The 19,958-nt window shown below is 52.8% G+C and carries 19 protein-coding genes; 15 read left to right on the top strand and 4 right to left on the bottom strand.

Translation table 11 applies throughout. From position 1 onward, the window contains the following. Nucleotides 1-52 precede the first annotated feature (52 nt). The 3 genes from ACLW56_RS02100 (at nucleotide 53) to ACLW56_RS02090 (ending at nucleotide 3,569) form a co-directional block, all read left to right on the top strand. Nucleotides 53-1,642 (top strand): N-6 DNA methylase, encoded by a 1,590-nt coding sequence (locus ACLW56_RS02100; RefSeq protein WP_330982170.1) that lies wholly within the window; start codon nucleotides 53-55, stop codon nucleotides 1,640-1,642. Beyond that, complete coding sequence (locus ACLW56_RS02095) at nucleotides 1,639-2,988, top strand: restriction endonuclease subunit S (protein ID WP_330982169.1); 1,350 nt, start codon at nucleotides 1,639-1,641, stop codon at nucleotides 2,986-2,988. The genes ACLW56_RS02100 and ACLW56_RS02095 overlap by 4 nt, the downstream gene beginning before the upstream one ends. A 245-nt stretch (nucleotides 2,989-3,233) precedes the next feature. Beyond that, nucleotides 3,234-3,569, top strand: coding sequence for a SymE family type I addiction module toxin (locus ACLW56_RS02090; protein ID WP_330982168.1), 336 nt, complete (start codon nucleotides 3,234-3,236; stop codon nucleotides 3,567-3,569). 72 nt (nucleotides 3,570-3,641) lie between these two features. Here the strand turns inward: ACLW56_RS02090 and ACLW56_RS02085 are convergent, their stop codons facing one another. Genes ACLW56_RS02085 through ACLW56_RS02075 form a run of 3 tightly spaced genes read right to left on the bottom strand, consistent with a single transcriptional unit; the run spans nucleotide 3,642 to nucleotide 4,955 of the window. Further along, the gene (locus ACLW56_RS02085; protein ID WP_330982167.1) at nucleotides 3,642-4,127 is read right to left on the bottom strand and encodes an Hcp family type VI secretion system effector; all 486 of its coding nucleotides are present in this window, start codon (nucleotides 4,125-4,127) and stop codon (nucleotides 3,642-3,644) included. 14 nt (nucleotides 4,128-4,141) lie between these two features. Beyond that, nucleotides 4,142-4,501, bottom strand: coding sequence for a DUF1493 family protein (locus ACLW56_RS02080; protein WP_330982166.1), 360 nt, complete (start codon nucleotides 4,499-4,501; stop codon nucleotides 4,142-4,144). A 7-nt stretch (nucleotides 4,502-4,508) separates the two neighbouring features. After that, entirely contained in the window at nucleotides 4,509-4,955 is a 447-nt protein-coding gene (locus tag ACLW56_RS02075) for an STM2901 family protein (protein WP_330982165.1), read from the bottom strand. 453 nt (nucleotides 4,956-5,408) lie between these two features. Here ACLW56_RS02075 and xapA point away from each other — a divergent pair, with 453 nt between their 5' ends. The 11 genes from xapA to ACLW56_RS02020 all read left to right on the top strand — a co-directional run bounded on the left by xapA (nucleotide 5,409) and on the right by ACLW56_RS02020 (nucleotide 18,149). Beyond that, nucleotides 5,409-6,242: a xanthosine phosphorylase gene (gene xapA / locus ACLW56_RS02070; protein WP_330982164.1), complete on the top strand. Its 834-nt coding sequence runs from the start codon at nucleotides 5,409-5,411 to the stop codon at nucleotides 6,240-6,242. Between the two features lie 41 nt (nucleotides 6,243-6,283). Further along, complete coding sequence (gene tsgA / locus ACLW56_RS02065) at nucleotides 6,284-7,480, top strand: MFS transporter TsgA (protein ID WP_330982163.1); 1,197 nt, start codon at nucleotides 6,284-6,286, stop codon at nucleotides 7,478-7,480. 20 nt (nucleotides 7,481-7,500) lie between these two features. Beyond that, complete coding sequence (locus ACLW56_RS02060; RefSeq protein ID WP_330982162.1) at nucleotides 7,501-8,439, top strand: LysR family transcriptional regulator; 939 nt, start codon at nucleotides 7,501-7,503, stop codon at nucleotides 8,437-8,439. Nucleotides 8,440-8,506: 67 nt separating this feature from the next. Further along, entirely contained in the window at nucleotides 8,507-10,390 is a 1,884-nt protein-coding gene (locus tag ACLW56_RS02055; RefSeq protein WP_330982373.1) for a KUP/HAK/KT family potassium transporter, read from the top strand. A 45-nt stretch (nucleotides 10,391-10,435) separates the two neighbouring features. Next, entirely contained in the window at nucleotides 10,436-11,725 is a 1,290-nt protein-coding gene (locus ACLW56_RS02050; RefSeq protein ID WP_330982161.1) for a DUF445 domain-containing protein, read from the top strand. A gap of 423 nt (nucleotides 11,726-12,148) precedes the next feature. Continuing rightward, nucleotides 12,149-12,688: a fimbrial protein gene (locus ACLW56_RS02045; RefSeq protein ID WP_330982160.1), complete on the top strand. Its 540-nt coding sequence runs from the start codon at nucleotides 12,149-12,151 to the stop codon at nucleotides 12,686-12,688. 117 nt (nucleotides 12,689-12,805) lie between these two features. Beyond that, complete coding sequence (locus ACLW56_RS02040) at nucleotides 12,806-13,465, top strand: molecular chaperone (RefSeq protein WP_330982159.1); 660 nt, start codon at nucleotides 12,806-12,808, stop codon at nucleotides 13,463-13,465. 30 nt (nucleotides 13,466-13,495) lie between these two features. Continuing rightward, nucleotides 13,496-16,060: a fimbria/pilus outer membrane usher protein gene (locus ACLW56_RS02035; protein ID WP_330982158.1), complete on the top strand. Its 2,565-nt coding sequence runs from the start codon at nucleotides 13,496-13,498 to the stop codon at nucleotides 16,058-16,060. Between the two features lie 11 nt (nucleotides 16,061-16,071). Beyond that, nucleotides 16,072-16,584, top strand: a complete 513-nt coding sequence (locus tag ACLW56_RS02030; RefSeq protein WP_330982157.1) for a fimbrial protein — start codon at nucleotides 16,072-16,074, stop codon at nucleotides 16,582-16,584. Between the two features lie 16 nt (nucleotides 16,585-16,600). Continuing rightward, the gene (locus ACLW56_RS02025) at nucleotides 16,601-17,119 is read left to right on the top strand and encodes a fimbrial protein (RefSeq protein ID WP_330982156.1); all 519 of its coding nucleotides are present in this window, start codon (nucleotides 16,601-16,603) and stop codon (nucleotides 17,117-17,119) included. A gap of 7 nt (nucleotides 17,120-17,126) precedes the next feature. Continuing rightward, a complete protein-coding gene (locus tag ACLW56_RS02020) occupies nucleotides 17,127-18,149 on the top strand; it encodes a fimbrial protein (protein ID WP_330982155.1) in 1,023 nt (340 codons plus the stop codon). Between the two features lie 17 nt (nucleotides 18,150-18,166). Here the strand turns inward: ACLW56_RS02020 and ACLW56_RS02015 are convergent, their stop codons facing one another. Next, a complete protein-coding gene (locus tag ACLW56_RS02015; protein ID WP_330982154.1) occupies nucleotides 18,167-18,331 on the bottom strand; it encodes a DUF1127 domain-containing protein in 165 nt (54 codons plus the stop codon). 177 nt (nucleotides 18,332-18,508) lie between these two features. Between ACLW56_RS02015 and ACLW56_RS02010 the strand changes: the two genes are divergently transcribed. Then, nucleotides 18,509-19,921 (top strand): PLP-dependent aminotransferase family protein, encoded by a 1,413-nt coding sequence (locus ACLW56_RS02010; RefSeq protein ID WP_330982153.1) that lies wholly within the window; start codon nucleotides 18,509-18,511, stop codon nucleotides 19,919-19,921. Nucleotides 19,922-19,958 lie beyond the last annotated feature (37 nt).

Below are 19,958 nucleotides of genomic sequence, written 5' to 3'. Positions count from 1 at the left end.
CAGGCGATGGCACCGTCATCGCCGTTTTTCACATCATTAACCGGAATTAATCATGAACAATAACGATCTCGTCGCCCGACTCTGGAAGCTGTGCGACAACCTGCGCGATGGTGGCGTTTCATATCAGAACTACGTTAATGAACTCGCCTCCCTGCTGTTCCTGAAGATGTGCCAGGAGACCGGGCAGGAAAGTGACCTCCTGCCCGCTGGTTTTCGCTGGGCCGATTTATGCGACAAGCAAGGGCAGGAGCAGCACCAGTTTTATCGCCAGCTACTGGTGCAACTGGGGCAGGATAAGCACGCCATCGTGCGGGCCATTTTCCACAACACCAATACCACCATCACCCAGCCGAAACAGCTCAACGAGCTTATCAGCAGTATGGATTCTCTGGTCTGGTACGACGAAGAAAAAGGGAAATCCCGCGACGATTTTGGCGATATGTACGAAGGGCTGTTACAGAAAAACGCCAATGAAAGTAAGTCCGGTGCAGGCCAGTACTTTACGCCACGCGCGTTAATCAAAACCATCGTTCGCTGTATGCAGCCAGCGCCAGCAGAAATCGTTCAGGATCCTGCGGCGGGAACAGCGGGTTTTCTGATTGAAGCCGATCGCTTCGTCAAATCCGTCACAAATGATTACGACGACCTGCAGCAGGATGCACAAAACTTTCAGATGCGACGAGCCTTTGTCGGCCTCGAACTGGTCCCGGAAACCCGCCGTCTGGCACTGATGAACTGCCTGCTGCACGATATCCAGGGCAACGACGATCTGGGCGGAGCCATTCGCCTCGGCAATACCTTAGGCGACGATGGTGAACAGTTGCCAAAAGCCGATGTGGTTCTGACTAACCCGCCATTTGGCAGCGCAAAGGGCACCAATATTTCCCGGACCTTTGTCCATCAAACCAGCAATAAACAGCTCTGTTTTCTGCAACACATTATCGAAACACTGAAACCCGGTGGACGCGCCGCTGTCGTCATCCCGGATAACGTGCTGTTTGAGGGCGGGAAAGGTACCGATATCCGCCGCGATCTGCTGGATAAATGCAACGTTCATACGATCCTGCGGCTGCCCACAGGCATTTTTTACGCACAGGGTGTAAAGACTAACGTGCTGTTTTTCACTAAAGGCACGGTCAGTAAACCAGGACAGGACAAAGCCTGTACCAAAGACGTCTGGGTTTACGACCTGCGCACCAACATGCCCTCATTCGGCAAGCGTACCCCCTTCACCGACACCCATCTGGCCCCCTTTGAAAAAGTTTACGGCCAGGATCCCCACGGCCTGAGTCTGAGAGTCGAAGGTGACTGGAGCTTTAACGCCGAACAAAGCGACATCGCCGACAGCGCCGAAAACCAGGATATCGACGCCCACCTCGCCACCAGCCGTTGGCGCAAGTTTAGCCGCGAATGGATTAGAACTGCCAAAAGCGATTCGCTGGATATCAGCTGGCTGAAAGACAAAGACAGCGTCGACGCCGACAGCCTGCCGGAGCCGGATGTATTAGCCGCCGAAGCGATGACCGAACTGGTACAGGCGCTGGGCGAACTGGATGCGCTGATGCGCGAGCTGGGTGCGGATGATGAGGCGGATGCACAGCGCGTGTTGCTGAATGAGGTGTTTGGTGAGGTGAAGGCATGAGCGGGGTTGGATTGCCGGAGGGGTGGGTTAAGGCAGAATTGAATAATGTACTACTTTCAGTTATCGGGGGTGGTACACCCAGTAAAAATAACAATAGTTACTATCAAGGTAATATTCCTTGGATGAGTGTTAAAGATATGAATAAAAACACTCTGATGGATACTGTGGATCATATTACTCAAGAGGCAGTAGACAATAGTAGTACAAATATTATCCCTGCCGGAACTCCAATTATCGCGACACGGATGAGTTTAGGTAAAATTGTTATCGCAACTTTTGATTCTGCAATTAATCAAGATTTGAAAGCACTTTTTCTCCCTCAAGATATCGAACGTGATTTTTTTGTTCATTGGTATCGCTCCCAATCCCAATTGATCGAAAGATTAGGAACAGGAACGACGGTTAAAGGTATACGTTTAGAAGTTTTAAACGCACTCATAATAAATCTCCCACCATTAAACGAACAAAAAATCATCGCAGAAAAACTCGATACGCTGTTGGCGCAGGTAGACAACACCAAAACCCGCCTTGAGCAAATCCCTAAAACCCTGAAACGTTTTCGTCAGTCAGTGTTGGCAACTGCAGTTAATGGGGATTTAACCAATAATAGCAACAATAGAGTTAATTTTCATAAAATTAAAGACTCGAAAGTCATTATTAAAACAGGTCCATTTGGCAGTGCGTTACATAAAAGCGATTATATCCTTGATGGGATCCCAGTGATTAATCCTATGCACATTAATGACGGGATCATTACACCCTCATCAAAAATGACAATCAGTGAAGATAAATTCTTAACATTATCTTCTTGGCATTTAAAAAAGGGGGATGTTATTGTTGGACGTAGAGGCGAAATGGGCAGAGCCGCTACTATTGAACCTGAATCAAAAAAAATGTTATGCGGCACTGGCTCAATGATTCTAAGGCCAAATTACAGAGTACTATCAAAATATCTTGAGATAATACTACGTTCTCCAACTGCAATTAGCTACTTTAATAAAGAAGCTGTTGGTTCGACAATGGTTAATCTCAACCAAAAAGTAATTAATGATTTAGAGGTATATTTCCCTAAAGTGGAAGAACAACAAGAAATCGTCCGAAGAGTAGAACAACTCTTCGCCCTGGCCGACACAGTAGAAAAGCAGGTCAATGCCGCTCTGGAACGCGTGAACCACCTCACACAGTCCATTCTGGCAAAAGCCTTCCGGGGTGAACTCACTGCACAATGGCGTGAAGAAAATCCTGATTTGATCAGCGGGGAAAACAGCGCGGCGGCATTACTGGAAAGAATAAAAGCGGAACGCGCAGCCTCTGGTTCGAAAAAAGCGATGCGAAAGAAAGCCTGATACACTGTATATTCAACGCGCCTTCGGGTGCGTTTTTCATTATTAAATCCATCTAAACACATTAAGAAAAAACATAATAATAAAAGCCAATAAACGCCGAATTAAAAGAAAAAACACCCCATTTAAAGATGGCTTTTATCCCCCCCACTGGATAAAGTAACAGTGAAATAAAAAAGACGCGAAACGAAGGTGCAGCAACACCCTCGCCCGCTAACCAAAAATCCTATTTAGAGAGAATAGAAATTATGGCTGAAATGAATCGTATAGAAGAGTGGATGAAACCGGTAGTATTTCCTTCCACTTTGCGCAGTTATACCGTCTCTTATGTGAGCACGGCTTCAAAAACCGACAAAACCCCGGCGATTATTCTGCGCGGGCAGTGGCTGGAAAAAGCCTTTTTCCCGGCAGGGCGCAAAATTGAAGTACGAGTGATGGACGAATGTATCGTCATTACCGCCAAAACCCTCAAACCCACGCTGGAAGACACCATGTTCCGTATTCAGCAGCTCTCCGAGCGCAAGCAGCAGCAAATCATGGAAATGATCGAGATGGTGGAGAGCAGCAAAAACACCTTTAACTGATCGCTGTACGGATCCGGGAGGTTAAGCCTCCCGGTATCATTATGGGTATGTTGAGGACAAGTCACTTCGCTACTATGCCGTCACTCGTTCATTCCAGGCATCTGTATACTGAATATTCCCGTCACAATATTTCCATGTAATTTTTTCGTAGCGGAATTCAACTCGCTCCATGTGATTACATTTTTCAACGGTCTTCGTGTTGTACATCACCGGTGTCACGGCAACGATTTTTACGCCTTCAAGTAACATATTGAAGTATTCAACTTCTTGTCCTGCATCATTAATTTTATACCATTTAATCTCAGCGGATTGCAGCGACTGACCTGTTGCCACCGCTTTGTAGAGATACGGAGTTGAGCTATCGAACTCTTTTTCAATAATCATGGGGGCGTGAATACGCGTACCAGTGATCTTTCCCGTATTATTATCAGTAGGAATATGCAAACCATGACCAAAGCCGATAATCTCTATGCTACCTTCCCGATGCGCAACGTCACATGATCCTTTGATCAGCGAGCCGCCATCATCTTTGAGCCATAGGTGAGAAGGGATTGCCATTTTTCTAACTCCTTTTATTCATCATAAAGCCAGTAACCAGCTTTAGCTGATTCCACCAGCATCTTTAACGTTAACGGTTCCGGCTCGATCCATTTCCACTTATTCTTTTTTGAGCGTAAGAAGTTCAGTGGCATAAAGACTTCCTCATTAGGCCAGTACTTCATGAATGAAAAATGCCGTTTATCTACGCCAAACAAAGTAAAATATTGCTCTACTATTTCCACTGCATCTTCATTCGCCCATGGAAATTTCCCAGTGGACAAACTGGTTTCCATAGTCAGCTCAGGTCGTCTAAACAAAGGAAACACTGGCTTATTCCAGTTTTTTTGGTACCAGTCTATTACCCTTTGTTCTACGTCATTTATCTCTGTCATGAAGTACCTACCACAGACGATCTGAAGGATGTACAATCGTGTTATATTTATTGACTGATTTAAACATGATAACTGACACATCGACCGCAAGGATCACCCAACCTACCACTGGAATAGTTCTTCCTACGAAAGTTCCTAACCTTTGGGTCATGATTCGTTTCACATTTGGCGGAAAGCCAACCCACGTAGGCAATCGAACGGGCAGCATGCGATCACGGAAAAGCTTTCTTGAGTATATTGATGCGACTGATGTTCCTGGCGTTGCGCCCGCAAATTTCCCTGCCACGGTCACGCTGTTTGAACCCAGATAAATGCCCGTGACTGCGGCGATATCTGAGATACCGAAATGGTCGAGCGTTTCATCTATGGTTATCCAGAAAAATAACTCGCCAGCACTCAGATTAGAAGAGCCATCATAAAAATAGGTTCCGTTGAGTTCCTCTACCGTATCCATTCGAGAGTCCTTATTTACAATGAACCGATAGAATACGTTTTATTTCAATCGAGGCGAAGGTTTTTTTCCCTTTACGACACATAATGTCCATAACATTAATTTTTACTTCACAGTTATTTAGCTGGGGTAAATAAGGCGTTCAGCCATATCCTGTTATTAATGGTTCATTTAATAACTCCGATCGGTGGCGCTGCGCTTACCGGGGCCACAGTCCGTCGTGCATTTGTAGGCCGGGCAAACGCAGTGCCGCCCGGCAGAACACAATCCCCATCACAGTTCCTCAACGCCATTTCACATATCTGACACCCAGCCCAACCGCTAACCCTTTGAATTTACGCTCTCCCGCCTTTCATTAATTCATAAAAAGCTATCAATAACACGGCTAATCCAATTGGATTAGCAATCATCCGTTTTACAGAATGAGCCCATACCCAAAAGCATTCAGGAGCTCTCATGTCTCATTCTGTGATTAACGATACCCCTTTTGACGCCCTTGAAATCCTTAAGGCTGCAAAGCCAGGCTTTCAGCCGCGTATCGCGTTTATTCTTGGCTCTGGCCTCGGCGTGTTGGCGGATAAGCTCGACAACAAAACCGTTATCTCTTATGAAAAGCTGCCGGGTTTTCCCGTCAGCACGGTGATTGGCCACGCGGGCGAGGTGGTGATGGGCTCGCTGCACGGCGTCGAGATTATCTGCATGAAAGGGCGAGGGCATTTTTATGAAGGCGTCGGGATGGGCATCATGACCCACGCGGTGCGCACCTTTAAGCTGCTCGGTTGTGAATTTATGTTTTGCACCAACGCCGCGGGCTCGCTGAACCCGGCCATTCCGGCGGGCAGCCTGGTGGCGCTTAACGATCACATCAACACCATGCCGTCCACGCCGCTGGTTGGGCCGAATGACGATCGTTTTGGCCCGCGCTTCTTCAGCCTCGCCAATGCCTACGACAAAGATCTGCGTGAAAAACTGCACCGCACCGCCGGTGACCTCAACATCAACCTGCACGAGGGCGTGTTTGTCTCTTATCCAGGGCCGAACTTCGAAACGGCGGCGGAAATCCGCATGATGCAGAAAATCGGCGGCGATGTGGTCGGCATGTCGGTAGTGCCGGAAGTGATTGTTGCACGGCATTGCGGCCTGAAGGTGCTGGCGGTGTCGGCCATCACCAACATGGCGGAAGGCTTAAGCGACGTGGAACTCTCGCACGAGCAAACCCTGAAATGCGCGGCGATGGTCACCGACGATTTCATTCGCCTGATTAGCCAGTTCGTGAAGCACTCCCGCTGATCCCCACCAACGGCGGGCGCGTGCCCGCCAGGAGAATGCTAATGTCAGAAAATTACTCCCGCAGTAGCCTGAACGCGATTTCCTATCTGAGCTATTACTTTGTCGGCGCGCTGGTCTCCACGCTTGGGATCGTGCTCGGGCCGCTGTGTGCCGCGTTCGGTAAAGACCCGAGTTTTATCGGCCAGGTGTTTACCTTGATGAACATCGGCATGTTTGTACCAATCATGCTCGGCGGCATGCTGATGAAAAAGTGGGGCCTGCAAAAACCGCTGGTGATCGCCGCCGCGTGTACTGTTTTGATCAGCGCCCTGCTGTTCGTCACCCCGACGCTGACCATGTTCAGCGTGGCAGTCGCCATCATCGGTGCCTGCGGCGGGATTTTTATGACCATCGGCAGCTACCTGGTGGTGCGCATTAATCCGGACGAGAAGAGCCGCTCTTCGGCACTGATTTTCACCGACTTTTTCTTCAGCCTCGCGGGCGCGACGCTCTCGTTCCTGCTGGCCTGGATGTTCAAACTCGGGGCTAGCTGGATGGCCATGTACGCCATCATGGGGGCACTTGGAGTGATCATGCTTATCCTGACGCTACGAAGCCGCTATCCGACAACAGAAGCTCCGGTGGCGGCGCATCAGGAAAGCAATGCCGAACCGTGGGGCATGCCGGTGTGGCTGCTGTGCCTGGCGTTGTTCCTGTTCCTGCTCGCCGAACCTATTTTCACCCTGTGGACGCCGGGCTATTTGCAGTGGCGCTTTCAGATGCTGCCTGAACAAGCGGCGCTGTTCACCACCGTGTATTGGGTGGCGAAGGCAACGGGCCTGTTTATCAACCAGTTCACCGTGAAGCTGATGAAGCTGCGTACCTTCCTGCTGATTTGTACTGCAATTGGCCTGCTGTCGATTGCACTGATCAGCAACAGCGCCAACACCACACTTATCCTCGTGGCCTGCGGCGCGTTTGGGTTCTTCAACTCCGGGCTGTTCTCCGGGCTGATGAGCTACGGCACGTTGCAAGTCCGCCGCAGTTCGCCAACGCTGATGTCCGCCCTGCTCACCTGTGGAACAGTCGGCACGCTGCTGTTCGCCACCGTCTCTTCGCTGGTAAACAGTCACTTTGGCCTGCACGGCGCCGTGAATGCCTCTACTGCGGCCTACGCATTGCTGATGGTGACGCTGCTGGCGGCCATCGCCTGTAGCAAAGCAGAGCGCCTGCATCAGGCTGAGGCGGTCGCGGTTTGACAGCCTCGCGGGAGGGTTGCATGATACCGCCACCCTCCTTTTTCACGGTGTCCGGCATGCTCGATCCCCAGGCCAACAGCCGCGTTCGCTTCCGGATGCTGCGCTATTTTCAGACCCTCGCCGATGAACTCCATTTTGGTCGCGCCGCCGCCCGGCTGAACATCTCTCAGCCGCCGCTCAGCGTACAAATAAAAGAGCTGGAGGAGATCCTCGGCGTCGAGCTGTTCGAACGTTCGAGTCGTAAAGTGGCGCTGACCCACGCCGGTAAAGTGCTGAAAGCGGAAGTCGACAGGCTGCTCGCCGCCACCGAACAGTCACTGAACTACGTGCGCCAGATTGGCCGTAGTGAAAAGCAGCACATCAACATCGGGGTGATTGGCAGTGCGATGTGGGGGCCGCTACTGGAACGGATGAAAGCCTTTCGCGAAGCCAATCCCGAGGTCAACTGGACGCTGCACGAACTCGGGCAGCACGAGCAAACCGAAGCGCTGCGGGCCAGAACTATCGACATCGCCATCAACCGCAACGTGATCCCGCATCCTGGGGCAAAGATCCGCTGTCAGCTGATCGCTCGCGAACGAGTGAATGTGGCGGTGCATGAAAGCGATCAACTAGCCGGGCGCGGCAAAGTAACCCTTGCCGAACTGGCCGATCGCGCCTTCATTTTCCTTTCCTTCACGCGTAGCGATTTCGCGCTGCAGGTTTACGAACACTGCCTTGAAATGGGTCTTTCTCCTCTGGTGACCCATCAGGTGTTTGAGCCGCAAACCGCACTGGCACTGGTCAGCACAGGCAGCGGCGTGGCGTTGCTGCCGGAAACCTGCGCGTTGATCCATTGGCCTGGCATCACGTTTCTGGAACTGGAAGAAACTATCCCGGCCGATCTTTATGCCCTGTGGCACGACGAACCGTTATCTCCGTTACTGAGCCAGTTTATCCACGCGCTGCGTGACGCTTAACGCCTTCCCACCCCATCTGTTCTATATTTCTATCAGGCCACAACCAACAGGATTCCCCATGGATCAGATGGCGCAGGCAGCGGATAGCACGACGGAGCAGAAAACGCCCGGCACGGTGTGGCTGGCGGGCGGCGCGCTTGGCGTGGTGTTTGGCGATATCGGCACCAGCCCGTTGTATACCCTGAAAACCGTGATCCTGCTGACCGGCAGCAGCCCGACACCGCCGCTGATCCTCGGCCTACTTTCTCTGATTATCTGGACGCTGATCCTGGTGACCTCGGTGAAATACGCGGCGTTTGCTATGCGCTTTGATAACCGTGGCGAAGGCGGGATCATGGCGCTGATGTCGCAGCTTCAGCATCTGCGTAAAGGGCGTGCGCTGATCATCTTTGCCGGGCTGCTGGGTGCGGCGCTGATTTACGGTGATGGCGCGATTACGCCTGCAATTTCAGTGCTCTCGGCGCTTGAAGGGCTGAATATTGTCTTCCCGGAAGCGCAGCATCTGGTGCTTCCGGCGGCGGTTACGATCCTCGTTGCGCTGTTTGCCATTCAGCCTTTCGGCACAGCGAAAATTGGCAGAGTCTTTGGCCCGATTATGACGCTGTGGTTCGTGGTGATTGCCGCGCTGGGCGTCTGGGGCATTCTTCAGCACCCGGCGGTGTTGCTGGCGATCAATCCCTGGTACGGCTTCCACTTTTTGCTTTCAAACGGGCTGGTCAGTTTTTTAGTGTTAGGCGGCGTGTTTCTCTGCGTCACCGGCGCGGAAGCGCTGTATGCCGACATGGGGCATTTCGGCAAAAAACCTATCTGGCTGGCGTGGTACGGCATGGTGTTTCCCGCCCTGGTGCTGAACTATGCCGGTCAATCGGCGCTGTTGCTCTCCGGCGCGGATATCTCGCACAACATCTTTTTCCGTCTTTGCCCGCCCGCGATGCAAATCCCCCTGGTTATCCTCGCCACGCTTGCCACCATTATCGCCAGCCAGGCCATCATCACTGGCGCTTTCTCGATGACGCGCCAGACTATCCAGCTTGGCTGGCTGCCGCACTTGCGCATCAAGCAAACCGCGGCGGATAACTACGGCCAGATTTATATCGGCATGGTCAACTGGCTGTTGATGGTGGCGACGGTGTTCCTCGCGGTGTTCTTCAGGTCTTCCGATAACTTAGCCGCAGCTTACGGAATTGCCGTGTCGCTGACCATGCTGATGACGTCTGGCCTGCTGTATGTGGCGATGCGCCAGATTTGGCACTGGAGCAAGCTTGCCAGCGCGCTGGTCGCCCTGCTGTTCCTCGTGATTGATACCAGTTTTCTGATCGCCAACCTGATCAAAGTGCTGGATGGCGGCTACATTCCGCTGCTGCTGGCGGCGATGATTTGTACGGTGATGATCGTCTGGCACCGCGGGATCAACGCCACGCTCGATGCCATCAACGAAAAAGAGATGCCGCTCGAAACCTTCTTCAACAAGCTGCGCGACAACAACATTCCCCGCGTGCCCGGTTCGGCGGTGTTTTTGACACGTTCAAAAAACGGCGTGCCGCCGGTGATGCGCTGGCATGTCGCCCGCAATCGCTCGTTGCAGGAGAACGTCCTGACGCTGACCATCTCCGTGCTTAACGTCCCGCGAATCACTCACGTAAACCGCCTGGTGATCACCAGAGTCGCCCCGAATTACTGGCGTGCTGTTGCGTATTACGGCTTTATGGAACACCCGAACATTCCGGCGCTGCAAAGCGAAATCACCAGCCGCCGCTGCCCGTTTGAACTGGAGGATGCCACCTATTATCTCGGCCACGAAACCATTGTCGGGCGCGAGAACGGACAGGGTATCGCCAGATGGCAGCGCAGCTGTTTTGCCTTTATGGCGCGCAACTGTACCCACGCGACGCACTACTATCATCTTCCTGCCGATCAGGTGGTGGAGATCAGCCGCCGGGTGGCGATTTAGTCGCGTTTTTTGCACTCCCCCACCGTCGCGCTCTATGCTTAGGCCATGGACAAAATAGCTGAACTCAAACGCGCCAAACTGCTGGCGCTCTCACTGCTGCTGATTGCTGCAGCGATTTTTATCACCACGCTGTTCCTGCCGCCTGCACCGTGGGTCGGGGCGCTGAAGGCCATTTCGGAAGCGGCGATGGTCGGTGCACTGGCCGACTGGTTTGCGGTGGTGGCGCTGTTTCGTCGCGTGCCGCTGCCGTTTATCTCTCGCCACACGGCGATCATTCCGCGCAATAAAGACCGGATTGGCGACAATCTCGGGCAGTTCGTGCAGGAAAAATTTCTTGATACCCAGTCGCTGGTGAACCTGATTCAGAAGCATGAACCGGCGCTGATGATTGGCAACTGGTTCAGCCAGCCCGACAACGCGCAGCGCGTGGGCCAGCACTTAATCAAGGTGATGGGCGGTTTTCTGGAACTGACCGACGATTCGCGTATTCAGGGCTTGCTCAAACGCGCGGTGCACAAGGCGATTGATAAAGTTGACCTGACGGGCACCAGCGCGCTGATGCTGGAAAGCATGACCAAAAACAACCGTCACCAAAAGCTGCTGGATGCGCTGATTGCCCAGTTGATTGCGCTGCTCAAGCGCGAAAGCAGCCGCGAATTTATCGCCCGGCAAATCATTCACTGGCTGGAGAAAGAGCACCCGCTGAAAGCCAAAGTGTTGCCCACAGAGTGGCTGGGCGAGCACAGTGCGGAGATGGTGACCGAAGCGGTCAATACGCTGCTCGATGACGTCAGTCAGGACAGCGCCCATCAGGTGCGTCAGGCTTTTGATCGCGCGGTGCTGAAGCTTATCGATAATCTGAAAGCTGACCCGGAAATGGCCGCCAAAGCTGAAAATATTAAGCGCTATCTGAAAAACGATGAGACGTTTAACCGCTATCTGGGCGAGATGTGGGCCGACCTGCGTCAGTGGTTGAAAGAAGATCTTAGTGCACAAGACTCCCGTGTGCAGAAGCGCATTGCTGAAGCCGGATTGTGGCTGGGTGAAACGCTGGTGACCGACGAAGCGCTGCGTGCGTCTCTCAACGGCCATCTTGAACAGGCGGCACGCAGAGTTGCACCGGAGTTCGCCACCTTCCTGACGCGCCACATCAGCGACACGGTAAAAAGCTGGGATGCGCGCGATATGTCGCGCCAGATTGAGCTGAACATCGGCAAAGATCTGCAGTTTATCCGCATCAACGGCACGCTGGTTGGCGGCACGATTGGCCTGATCTTGTGGCTGTTATCGCAACTGCCCGCGCTGGTGATGCCAATGTTGCGCTATACAGCGTAATTTCCTGTTATTTAAATCAATAATATAGAGTCAAAAATCAGATAAAAGGAATAATGTAAATAAACAGGTGCAATATGTAATCACATTACCAGAAAAGAGATCACTTTAGATTACAAAAATGAATTAAATGAATATAAAATGGACAACCACAATCTATATTATGCACTTATCACCTTCATGGCATCAATGAATGAAAATTCCTATGCTTACAAACCACAAAATACGAGCACATCATCTTGATTCATAAGAAATTTAAAAAATAACAATCTCATATGAGACATTTATTTTTTGACAGCCCGACCTCAAATAAAAATAATACCTCGCGAGATAATATCTATCTATGCATCTCATTGGGATATTTCCATCCATCAAGAATACCTCAAATCATTTATATATTTATATTTCTTACATGGAGTTCAATAAATGAAGTCATTTTCAAAACTCAGGGTTTCTTTAATTGGCAGCAGCATGCTTATTGCCTGCTTAGGCGGCAATGCTATGGCTTCTGATGGCTCCGTTATTTTTACGGGCGAGCTGACGGCTGACTCATGCACCATTGATGCTGGATCCGAAAACCAAACGGTCGATCTGGGCAAGGTCAGTGTTAACTCCTTCGGCGGAGCTGTTGGAACAAGATCTTCCTCAGTCAACTTCGCCATTGCTGTCAAAGACTGTGCAGAGTCCATAACGAAAGTTGCCGTCAGATTCGATGGTGATACCGATAATGCAAACCCTGATTTGTTGAAACTGGATGCCTCTTCTGCGGCAGCCGGCATCGGGATTGAAATTGCCGCCGGAAGTACCGCTATCCCCTTGCACACAGCCTCACCTTACATAGATATCGATCACGGCGTGGGTAAAACCACGACGCTGAATTACGTTGCCCGCTATGTCTCTACTGTCCCTGTCCCTACGCCAGGCCAGGTTCAGGCGACCTCGCAGTTTACGCTTAACTATCAGTAACTTTTGACTGTGGTGAGCCCGATATCAGGGCTCACAGATAAACCCGGTGAATTTATGATGACCCTCCTGTCACGGCATTTTGGGCCGACAGCACTTTTGATAATGTCTGTGATGTTTATGAGCAATGCAAATGCAGGCATTTCTGTCGGCGGAACCCGGCTGATTTACAATGAAAAAAACAGAGAAGAAACCATTAGAATCAACAATATGGATGAGAACTCACCGTGGCTGATTCAGTCCTGGGTTGATAACAATGGCCTGAAAGACGATCAGAAACCGGATGTCAAACCGCCGTTTCTGACTTCCCCGCCGTTATTCCGCCTGAATGGCGGAACCGAGTATGAATTACGCGTACTTCGCACCGGAGGAAATTTGCCCAAAGACAGGGAATCTATTTTCTGGCTGAATATTAAATCCATTCCTGCCAAACCTAAAAATAACGGTTCGCAGAATCTTCTGCAGTTCGCCGTCAGAACGCGCATCAAACTTTTCTTCCGACCTGCGGCATTAACCGGTGAATCCGGTGAAGAAAGCCAGAAGCTGACATTCAGCCGCAAGGGCAATCAGCTGCGGGTAGACAACCCTACCGGGTATTTCATGACCTTCAGCCAATTGACGCTGGGGGGACAAGCCATTGATACCACGGATGTCATCGTGCCGCCGCGGGGTTTCGCGGTCTACAACGTTCCCAAAAACGTTCAGAGCAAAGCTGTCACCTGGAAAGTGATTAACGATTACGGAGGGCTGAGCGCACAGCAATCCGGTAACGCATCCTGATAAAAAACAAGGACTCAGCAGGTACGCACCATGTCCACGATCCCAGAGCCAGCTCTTCAGACCCGTCATCGTCACGCTTCAGCACTGCGTTTTCGCTGCTCGCTGCTGTCGTTAGCGCTGGCCGGCCAACCTGCGCTCTGCCTGGCTGATGATACCTTTAGCCTGGAAGCTCTGGAGATTGGTAACCCGGATTCAGCCCCCGTTGATCTCTCCTTATTTTCGCGCGAAGAAGGCCAGCTGCCGGGGGAGTATCCTGTCGAGCTTTGGTGCAATAACGAGTTCATCAAAAAAGAAACGGTCACCTTTGTGCTGGATGAAAATAAGCTATTGGCACCGCAACTTTCTCCGTCATTGCTTGAGGAATGCGGGGTGAATCGCCACGCAATTCCTGCCCTGGAAAAGTTGCCACAGGATGAGCCGATAAAAAATCCTCAGGCGCTGATCAACAATTTCAGCGCGCAATTCGATTTCAATAAAAACCGCCTGAACATCTCGGTTCCGCAGGCGCTGATGAATACACGAGCACGAGGCACGATTGACCCTCGCTATTGGGATGACGGCATTCCGGCGCTGTTTACCAGCTACAGCTATAGCGGCTCTCAGGCCTGGACTGAACAGGGCCGCAATGAAAACAACTTTCTGAGCCTGCGTAACGGCATGAATTTAGGAAGCTGGCGAGTGCGTAACTACAGCACCTGGAGCTACAGCAAGTCGGCCGACGGCGTCACCAGCCAGAGCTGGGCCAGCGTGAACAGCTGGCTTCAGCGCGATGTCAGAAGCATCAAGGGCACGCTGGTTGCGGGGGAAAGCTATTCATCGTCAGAGCTGTTCGACAGCCTGCAATTCACCGGCGTCCAGTTAGCGTCCAATGACGGCATGCTGAGCGACAGTCAGCGAGGCTTTGCGCCCACCGTCAAAGGGATCGCCAACAGCAACGCCCGCATTACCGTGTACCAGAATGGCATCATGCTTTATCAGACCAACGTTCCGCCGGGCCCGTTTGTGATTAGCGATTTATACCCAACCTCTTCCGGCGGCGAACTGGATGTTGAAATCCAGGAAGCAGACGGCTCGACCCGGCATTTCATTCAGCCGTTCTCGGATGTGCCAATGATGCAGCGTGAAGGGCAGTTGAAATACGCCTTCATCGGGGGAAAGTTGCGTAACAACGCAGAGGGAAGCGAACCCAACTTCGGGCAAATCACGCTGATGTATGGCCTGCCATACGATCTCACTCTCTACGGTGGCGGCCAACTGACGGCGGATTATCAGGCCACTCTGCTGGGCGTGGGGATTACGGCTGGCAGTCTCGGAGCCGTTTCGATGGACGTGACTCAGGCCAAGGCACGCCTGCTGGCGAACGACAGCGAGCACCGCGGCCAGTCCGTACGTTTTCAGTATGCCAAAACCTTTACCGAGACAGACACCAACGTGCAACTCGCCGGTTACCGTTACTCCACCTCGGGTTTTTATACCCTCAGCGAAGCGAATGAGTATCAGGAAGACGAGTTCGGCAACGCGCAGACTGACAACAAGCGCAGCAAGCTGCAGATAGATTTCTCGCAGCAGTTGAATGACGGTGAATGGGGCGGATTGGCCCTCTCCGGCTGGAAGCAGTCTTACTGGGGGCAAAACCAGGAAGAGCGTGGGGCCAGCGTCAGTTACAACAGTTCAATGGGCAACGTCAGCTATTCCTTGATGTACACCTACAGCAAAACGGCGGACAGCGAGGCGTCCGATCAGCGGTTAAGCCTGAGCATTAGCCTGCCGCTCGCCCAGTGGTTACCGGGGAGTTACGCTTCCTGGAATCTCAACACCTCACGCTCAGGCAATACCAGCCAGAACCTGACGGTGAACGGCACGGCGCTTGAAGATAAGAATTTAACCTGGGGTGTAGGTCAGGGTTATACCCATCACGGCGACGGCAACAGCGGCCAGGCCAACGCCAGCTATAAGGGCGGCTATGGCAATCTCAACGCGGGCTACAGCTACGATCAAAGCTCACAACAAATGACTTACGGCATGGATAGCGCCGTGATGGTACATCCCTGGGGGCTAACGCTTTCGCAGCCCTTTACCGCCGAGACAAACGGAATTGCGCTGATCAAAGCGCCCGGCGCCGCCGATGTTGGGGTGAAAAGCGGCACGGGAGTTCGCACCGACTGGCGAGGTTACACCGTTCAGCCGTACGTCACGCCCTACAGAAAGAACAACCTGACGCTGGATAGCCAGGACTTTGACGCGCAAATCGATGTGGACAACACCATGGTCAACGTGATCCCAACAGGCGGCGCGGTGGTTCTCGCTAACTACCCCACTCATATCGGCGCTCGTGTTCTGCTGACGCTCACTCACCCTGACGGCCGCCCTCTCCCGTTTGGTGCCGTGGCGACTCAACCAGACGACAGCCGGGAAAATATCGTCGGCGAAGAGGGACAAGTCTTTATGACCGGCGTTGCGCAGCAAGACTCCCTCACCGTGAAGTGGGGAGACGACGCTTCCGAACGGTGCCAAACAGCGTTCACCCTGCCGCCACCGGCCGAACCAAACCCGGATTTTGAACCGATTTTGCAGCTCAGTGCGATATGCCAGTGACAAGGAGAACCATGAAAAATACGCTTCTGATCCTGCCCCTGTTCTGCTGGGCGCATTCCGCCCTCGCGGACAACACGGTTACGGCAAATTTTCATGGTCAAATCTACGAAACAGCCTGTGAAGTTGCACCAGGCTGGATAAATCAGGTCATTGATTTGAGTGGCGCTACGGGCAAAGACCTTATCTATAACGCCGATCTTGAACGTAAAGGGAATGCCAGTTCATGGGTACTGTTCGATCTTCGGGTGAAGAATTGCCCCTCCGTGACCAAAAAAGTGACCGCAACGTTTACGGGCCCCCCTGACGGGGTGTATTTCGCCAGCAGCGGTGATGCGAAAAATGTCGCCATCGAGTTACAAACCACTAGCGGTGAAGTGATATCCAACGGCACCCGCAAAACTGTCAACGTGGACACCACCGCTCACACCGCGATGCTGAATCTGCAAACCCGTGCAGTCTCTAAAGGGGCCACCACGCCCGGCAGCATGGAGACAGTGATTCAGGTTGTCTTTAATTACGAGTAACTCACCAGGAAAAAGAATGAAAATTTACCGTCTGTTATTCGTTGTGCTGTTCTTTTCTTGCTGGCCTCTTTACGCCGCCACCACCAACGGCACCACCGTGATAATCAAAGGGCAAATCAAAGCCGCCGCCTGCATAGTCAATGCCGGGAGCCCTGACTTGAGCGTCAACATGCCCCCCTACAGCGCCAACAAATTCCGTGCCCCTGGCGAAGTTTCCGATACCAGCAGCCCCTTCCAGATAATGCTAACGCGCTGCCCGTTAACCACCCAGTCGGTGAAAGTGAAATTTGATGGTGCTTCCAGCAATGGCTATTTAACGCTGGATGCCAGTTCAAAGGGCGGCGGTATTGGGATAGCCATCTATGACTCAACAAACAAGCTCATCCCGCTCGGTTCGCAGTCCGATGCTTATCCCATCGACGCGATTACCGGCTTTGCGACCCTGAGTTTTTTCGCCCGTTATGTTGCCCTCACGCTTCCCGTGCAGCCCGGCATGGTGCAGGCGACAGCCACGTTCACCCTCAACTATTTCTGAATCGACTATGACAACAACATCCCTGTTCTTACGCTGCGCTTTTCTGGCATTACTGGTATTGCTGCTTAACAACAAAGCACTCGCTGCCTGTTCCGCTCAGAAGGGATACACGCAGTACCATACTTTCCTGACGCTCAGCAATATCTCGGTACCCGCCGATACGGCGATTGGGGCTTCTGTCGATGGTATTACTCATATAGCCGACAACGCGGATGGGCCGAACTGGAATTACTACATGATGTACTGCGCCTCAGGGACGGCGCTGACCTATCTGACGGTGACAGGCCCAGGCAGTATTGGCACCGCCAACGCTTTTGAAACCGGCATCGCGGGCATTGGGATTAGCATCACCTACAGCGCACCTTATGTTGCCGTGTCAGGCAGAACGTCCGCCGCTATCGGGCCTTGTACCATCACCAAACTCTCCGGCTACAGCTGCCCACTGAGAGCAATGACGTTCTATTTTGATCAGGGGATGTACGAAATTAAGGTCATTAAAACGGCAGCACAAACAGGCGTTGGCACGATCAAACAAATCATTGTGGATCAGGGCAGCAACGGCAATGGCACGACCTGGTTAGGCGACCTGAAAATCAACGGCACCATTTCCGCTTCAGGCTGCACCATCAGCGACAGTAACAAAACGCTGGATATCTCCATGGGCGACTTTCCGGTGACAGCGTTCAGCGGGCCGGGGAGCACCACGCCTGTGGTTGAAGTGCCGCTGACGCTGAACTGCCCAACCATTGGCACAGCGGTAAAAGTTACCGCCACCGCAAATGGCAGCGCGCTGGACGCCCCAAACGGCGTGTTAAATCTCACGGCTGGCAGCACGGCAACAGGGCTGGGTGTTCAGCTTCTGAAAAGCGATGCCTCTACCGCCCTGCCGCTCAACACGCGAATTTCGTTAGGGGCTTCGACTGCGGCTGAAACCACCTTCAAGCTGTATGCTCGCTACCGCCAGACAAGCAGCACCGTCACCTCCGGTACGGCGAACGCCATGGCGACTTTTACGCTGAACTATCAGTAGAAATCAACAGCAGGACATCAGCCGTAATCATTACGACGTAACCCGATGTCCTTCAGTTGTTCATCGCTGAGCTTATCCAGCACCCGCCGCGTCTGGCGGGCACGCCAGCTCTGTTTTACCCACCGGCCCATCAGCACGAAAATCTGAAACGGCGCTTTTGCTCTGTTCTCGTAAAATTCCATCCTGCATCTCCCCACGCTGTCGATGGCTTATCATCGCCGGAGCGGGCCTTTACAATACAGATGCAAAATGTACTTTTATTTAACATACAGATTCGCTAAAACAGGGTCTGAACGGCATTCTGGTGGCCAATCTGTACTGGTTTTGGCCTCTGTATGGTGAAAATTGGGGATACAGCAATGACACGTTATCAGCATCTGGCGAACCTGCTCGCCGAGCGTATTGAGCAAGGGCTGTATCGCCAGGGCGAAAAACTGCCTTCGGTGCGCGCGCTCAGTCAGGAACACGGCGTCAGCATCAGCACCGTCCAGCAGGCTTATCAGACGCTGGAAACCCTGCAGTTGATCACCCCGCAACCACGCTCAGGCTACTTTATTGCCCCGCGCAAAGCCCAACCGCCCGTGCCCGCCATGACTCGCCCGACACAGCGCCCGGTGGAGATCACTCAATGGGATCAGGTGTTGGATCTGATGAGTGCTCGCGGCGACAAGTCGATCACCGCGTTTGGCGGCGGCTCGCCGGATGTTTCTCAGCCGAGCCTGAAACCGCTGTGGCGTGAAATGACCCGTGCGGTGCAGTACGGGGCAAACGACATTTTCAATTACGACACCCTACCCGGCCGCCGCGAACTGCGCGAACAAATCGCTCGACTAATGCTGGATGGCGGCACGGTGGTCACCGCCGACGATATCGTTATCACCAACGGCTGCCATGCCGCGCTGGCGGTTGCGCTGCTGGCGGTGTGCCAGCCGGGCGACATTGTGGCGGTGGAATCCCCTTGTTATTACGGCACTATGCAGTTGCTGCGCGGCTACGGGATCAAAACCATTGAGATCCCGACCGACTCACAAACCGGGATCAGCATTGAAGCGCTGGAACTGGCGCTGGAGCAGTGGCCGATCAAAGGCGTTATCCTGGTGCCCAACTGCAACAATCCGCTCGGGTTTATCATGCCCGACGCGCGTAAACGGCAGATCCTTTCTCTCGCACAACGCCACGACATCGTCATTTTTGAAGATGATATCTACGGTGAGCTGGCGAACGACTATCCGCGCCCGAGCACCATTAGATCGATGGATATCGACGGACGCGTGTTGTTGTGCAGCTCTTTCACCAAGACCGTCGCGCCGGGTCTGCGCGTGGGCTGGATTATTCCGGGCCGCTATTACGACCGCGTGCTGCACATGAAATACGCCACCAGCGCCACCAACGTGCCGGTGACGCAGCTTGCCGTCGCGGCATTTATCCGCGAAGGGCATTACCATCGCCATCTGCGACGGATGCGCCAGCTTTATCACAGCAATATGGAAACCTACACCTGCTGGATCCGGGAGTATTTCCCCTGCGGGATCTGCGTCACCCGGCCGCAAGGCGGCTACATGCTGTGGGTCGAATTGCCGGAAAGGGTCGACATGGTGTGTGTTGCAAAACAACTGTGCGAGCTGCGCATTCAGGTCGCGCCCGGTTCACTGTTTTCAGCCTCGGGGAAATACCGTAACTGCTTACGCATCAACTGCGCTCTGCCCACCAACGATAAACACCGTGAAGTCATGGAAAAGCTTGGCGAGGCGATTCATCTGGCGATGGAGTAATACGTCGAAACAGCCGACATAAGTGCTAACCAAACGC

This window comes from Pantoea sp. sgz302252 (assembly GCF_047713085.1).
Classification (GTDB): domain Bacteria; phylum Pseudomonadota; class Gammaproteobacteria; order Enterobacterales; family Enterobacteriaceae; genus Scandinavium.
The sequence above is the reverse complement of the archived record's forward strand: the minus strand, read 5'-3'. Positions and strand labels throughout refer to the sequence as shown.

Excerpts from the sequence above, each read along its gene's own strand:
- ACLW56_RS02020 (WP_330982155.1), top strand. The coding sequence starts at position 17,127 with ATGACAACAACATCCCTGTTCTTACGCTGCGCTTTTCTGGCATTACTG.
- ACLW56_RS02100 (WP_330982170.1), top strand. The coding sequence starts at position 53 with ATGAACAATAACGATCTCGTCGCCCGACTCTGGAAGCTGTGCGACAAC.
- tsgA (WP_330982163.1), top strand. The coding sequence starts at position 6,284 with ATGTCAGAAAATTACTCCCGCAGTAGCCTGAACGCGATTTCCTATCTG.
- ACLW56_RS02090 (WP_330982168.1), top strand. The coding sequence starts at position 3,234 with ATGGCTGAAATGAATCGTATAGAAGAGTGGATGAAACCGGTAGTATTT.
- ACLW56_RS02050 (WP_330982161.1), top strand. The coding sequence starts at position 10,436 with ATGGACAAAATAGCTGAACTCAAACGCGCCAAACTGCTGGCGCTCTCA.
- ACLW56_RS02075 (WP_330982165.1), bottom strand. The coding sequence starts at position 4,955 with ATGGATACGGTAGAGGAACTCAACGGAACCTATTTTTATGATGGCTCT.
- ACLW56_RS02010 (WP_330982153.1), top strand. The coding sequence starts at position 18,509 with ATGACACGTTATCAGCATCTGGCGAACCTGCTCGCCGAGCGTATTGAG.
- ACLW56_RS02045 (WP_330982160.1), top strand. The coding sequence starts at position 12,149 with ATGAAGTCATTTTCAAAACTCAGGGTTTCTTTAATTGGCAGCAGCATG.
- ACLW56_RS02080 (WP_330982166.1), bottom strand. The coding sequence starts at position 4,501 with ATGACAGAGATAAATGACGTAGAACAAAGGGTAATAGACTGGTACCAA.
- ACLW56_RS02095 (WP_330982169.1), top strand. The coding sequence starts at position 1,639 with ATGAGCGGGGTTGGATTGCCGGAGGGGTGGGTTAAGGCAGAATTGAAT.
- ACLW56_RS02035 (WP_330982158.1), top strand. The coding sequence starts at position 13,496 with ATGTCCACGATCCCAGAGCCAGCTCTTCAGACCCGTCATCGTCACGCT.
- ACLW56_RS02015 (WP_330982154.1), bottom strand. The coding sequence starts at position 18,331 with ATGGAATTTTACGAGAACAGAGCAAAAGCGCCGTTTCAGATTTTCGTG.
- ACLW56_RS02055 (WP_330982373.1), top strand. The coding sequence starts at position 8,507 with ATGGCGCAGGCAGCGGATAGCACGACGGAGCAGAAAACGCCCGGCACG.
- ACLW56_RS02060 (WP_330982162.1), top strand. The coding sequence starts at position 7,501 with ATGATACCGCCACCCTCCTTTTTCACGGTGTCCGGCATGCTCGATCCC.
- ACLW56_RS02040 (WP_330982159.1), top strand. The coding sequence starts at position 12,806 with ATGAGCAATGCAAATGCAGGCATTTCTGTCGGCGGAACCCGGCTGATT.
- xapA (WP_330982164.1), top strand. The coding sequence starts at position 5,409 with ATGTCTCATTCTGTGATTAACGATACCCCTTTTGACGCCCTTGAAATC.
- ACLW56_RS02025 (WP_330982156.1), top strand. The coding sequence starts at position 16,601 with ATGAAAATTTACCGTCTGTTATTCGTTGTGCTGTTCTTTTCTTGCTGG.
- ACLW56_RS02085 (WP_330982167.1), bottom strand. The coding sequence starts at position 4,127 with ATGGCAATCCCTTCTCACCTATGGCTCAAAGATGATGGCGGCTCGCTG.
- ACLW56_RS02030 (WP_330982157.1), top strand. The coding sequence starts at position 16,072 with ATGAAAAATACGCTTCTGATCCTGCCCCTGTTCTGCTGGGCGCATTCC.